Below are 2,238 nucleotides of genomic sequence, written 5' to 3'. Positions count from 1 at the left end.
ATGAGGGGCAGCGCCAAAGTCGTGAATTTGTCAAAGCGTGAATGGGTGCGATCGTCGCCGAAGTCGGCACCGCCCCTCATCCGCCTGCCGGCACCTTCTCCTCGTATAGTGACGGGGAGAAGGAAGCTCAGGCTTCTCCAAACACCCGCTTGAAGATCGTGTCGACATGCTTGGTGTGATAGCCCAGGTCGAATTTCTCGCGGATTTCGGCTTCCGGCAGCGCTGCGGTCACTTCCTTGTCGGCCAAAAGTTCCTCAAGGAAATCAGCGCCTTGCTCCCACACTCTCATGGCGTTGCGCTGCACCAGCCGGTAGGAGTCTTCGCGCGACAGGCCGGCTTGGGTCAGCGCCAGCATGACGCGCTGCGAATGCACGAGGCCGCGGAACTTGTTCATGTTCTTCAGCATGTTGTCGGGATAGACGAGCAGCTTGTCGATGACGCCGGTCAGCCGTGACAGTGCGAAATCGAGCGTCACGGTGGCATCCGGGCCGATCATGCGCTCGACCGAGGAGTGCGAGATGTCGCGCTCGTGCCAGAGCGCCACATTTTCCATCGCCGGCAGCGCCATGGAGCGCACCATGCGGGCAAGACCGGTGAGGTTTTCGGTCAGCACCGGGTTGCGCTTGTGCGGCATGGCCGACGAGCCCTTCTGGCCCGGCGAAAAATACTCTTCCGCCTCCAGCACTTCGGTGCGCTGCAAATGCCGGATTTCGATCGACAGCCGCTCGACCGACGAGGCGATGACGCCGAGCGTGGCAAAGAACATGGCATGGCGGTCGCGCGGGATCACTTGCGTCGACACCGGCTCGGGTTTCAGGCCGAGCTTCGCCGCGACGTGTTCCTCGACATAGGGGTCGATGTTGGCGAAGGTGCCGACCGCGCCCGAAATCGCGCAGGTGGCGATGTCTTCGCGCGCGTGCACCAACCGCTCGCGGCAGCGCGAGAATTCGGCATAGGCCTGCGCCAGCTTGACGCCGAAGGTCGTCGGCTCGGCATGGATGCCATGGCTGCGGCCGATGGTGACGGTGTCCTTGTGCTCGAAGGCGCGGCGCTTAAGCGCTGCAAGCAGGCCATCGATATCGGCGAGCAGGATGTCGCTGGCGCGGGTAAGCTGTACGGCAAAGCAGGTGTCGAGAACGTCGGACGAGGTCATGCCCTGGTGGATGAAGCGGGCGTCCGGTCCGACGAATTCGGCAAGATGGGTCAGGAAGGCGATGACGTCATGCTTGGTGACGCGCTCGATCTCGTCGATCGCCTCGACATCGAATTTTGCCGCCACGCCCTTTTCCCAGATGGTTTTTGCCGCTTCCCTGGGGATGACGCCGAGTTCGGCCAGCGCGTCGCAGGCATAGGCTTCGATCTCGAACCAGATGCGGAACCGGGTTTCTGGCGACCAGATGGCGACCATTTCAGGCCGGGAATAGCGAGGGATCATCGGTCAGTCCTGACATATCGAGAAGTTTGCCCGCGTCCTAACAGAGGCGAGCAAAATGCTCAACGCTGCTGGCGCGCAAACCAGACGCCCGCGGCAAACAGAGCGATGAAACCAACTGGAAAATAGAGCCGGATGCCCAGCACCACGAACTGGTAGAGCGCAATCAGCGTCGTGAAGATGAACTGCAGGACCCAGGTGTGGGTGAAAGCAGGGGCATGCCACTCGGCGTAGTAGGAGCGGTACTGCAGGGCAAACAGCCCGGCGGTCACGCCGACCGTTGCGGCGGCGAGGCACACGAAGGCCGCTGCGAAGGCGACTTCCCAGCGTCTTCCCTGCGAGACCAGCCGCGCCGCGAACAGGCCGATGGGAAAAGCCAGCGCAGCTCCCACCGCAAACAGCGCGGTGACAATGCGGATTTTCGCCGGCGTCTCCCAGTCGTCCAACGACAGGCTGACGAGCGCGCTGGCGCCCATCGTCGTGGCCCATAGCAAGGCGCCATAAAACGCAGTGCGCGGCGTGGGTATCGCGCGGCGAAGGCGGTTCAGCGAACGATCGCACGGGGCGGGTGGGACAAGCGGTGTCACAGGCGGCCGGTCACCGCGATCCAGCGAAAGTCCGGGCCTTCAAAGCCGTATTGGCGCACCGCGATCAGCACGGCATAGGCGCTGAGACTGTCCATCGAAAAGGTCTGCACAGCGCCGATGCGGTAGCCGTTCGGGCAACCCCGGCTTTTCGGTATCGACTTGTCCTCGTGCAGCAGCTTGGTCGTGCCGCCATCCTGCGCCTCGATACGCAGCAGCCGA

At 63.0% G+C, this 2,238-nt stretch carries 3 protein-coding genes; all 3 read right to left on the bottom strand.

What is annotated here, in order from left to right; genetic code table 11:
* Positions 1-127: 127 nt before the first annotated feature.
* Complete coding sequence (gene purB / locus EOB80_RS10410) at positions 128-1,435, bottom strand: adenylosuccinate lyase (RefSeq protein ID WP_127327570.1); 1,308 nt, start codon at positions 1,433-1,435, stop codon at positions 128-130.
* A gap of 59 nt (positions 1,436-1,494) precedes the next feature.
* Positions 1,495-1,908: a hypothetical protein gene (locus EOB80_RS10405; RefSeq protein ID WP_127327569.1), complete on the bottom strand. Its 414-nt coding sequence runs from the start codon at positions 1,906-1,908 to the stop codon at positions 1,495-1,497.
* A gap of 107 nt (positions 1,909-2,015) precedes the next feature.
* Positions 2,016-2,238 (bottom strand): DUF2259 domain-containing protein (locus EOB80_RS35215; protein ID WP_245466324.1); only part of this gene is annotated, 223 nt, incomplete at its 5' end.

The organism is Mesorhizobium sp. M7A.F.Ca.MR.245.00.0.0 (assembly GCF_003997415.1).
GTDB lineage: Bacteria > Pseudomonadota > Alphaproteobacteria > Rhizobiales > Rhizobiaceae > Mesorhizobium.
The sequence above is the reverse complement of the archived record's forward strand: the minus strand, read 5'-3'. Positions and strand labels throughout refer to the sequence as shown.

Bases quoted from the DNA above. Each gene is read 5' to 3' on its own strand.
- purB (WP_127327570.1), bottom strand. From the start codon at position 1,435: ATGATCCCTCGCTATTCCCGGCCTGAAATGGTCGCCATCTGGTCGCCA.
- EOB80_RS10405 (WP_127327569.1), bottom strand. From the start codon at position 1,908: ATGGGCGCCAGCGCGCTCGTCAGCCTGTCGTTGGACGACTGGGAGACG.